1 protein-coding gene is annotated in these 344 nt (G+C 48.5%); it reads left to right on the forward strand.

Annotation, left to right across the window (positions count from 1 at the left end; all coding sequences use genetic code 11):
- Positions 1-344: hypothetical protein (locus KH400_RS30345; protein WP_217228618.1), on the forward strand; the 344-nt coding region annotated here is incomplete at both ends.

Raw genomic sequence — 344 nt, forward strand, 5'->3', positions numbered from 1 at the left:
GAGGAGAAGAAAGAGAAAGGGGAAGAGGGAGAGGGGGAAAAAGAAAGGAAGGGAAAAGAGGGAGAGGAAGAGAAGGAAAGAAAAGGAAGGGAGCAAGAGGGGGAGGAGGAAGAAAAAGGGGAAAAAGAGAGGGGGAAAGGGGAAGGGGAAGAAGGGAGGAGGAAAAGGGGAAAGAGAAAAGAGGGAAAGAAGAAAAAGGAAGAAGGGAGGGAGGAAAAAAGAGAAGGGGAAAAAGGGGAGAAGGGGGAAAGAGAGAAGGAAAAAGAGGAGGAGGAAAGAAGAGAAGGAGGAGAGGAAGGGAAGGGAAAGGAGAAGAAGGGAAAAGAAGGAGAAGGAGGGAAAAA

The organism is Desertibacillus haloalkaliphilus (assembly GCF_019039105.1).
GTDB lineage: Bacteria > Bacillota > Bacilli > Bacillales > KJ1-10-99 > Desertibacillus > Desertibacillus haloalkaliphilus.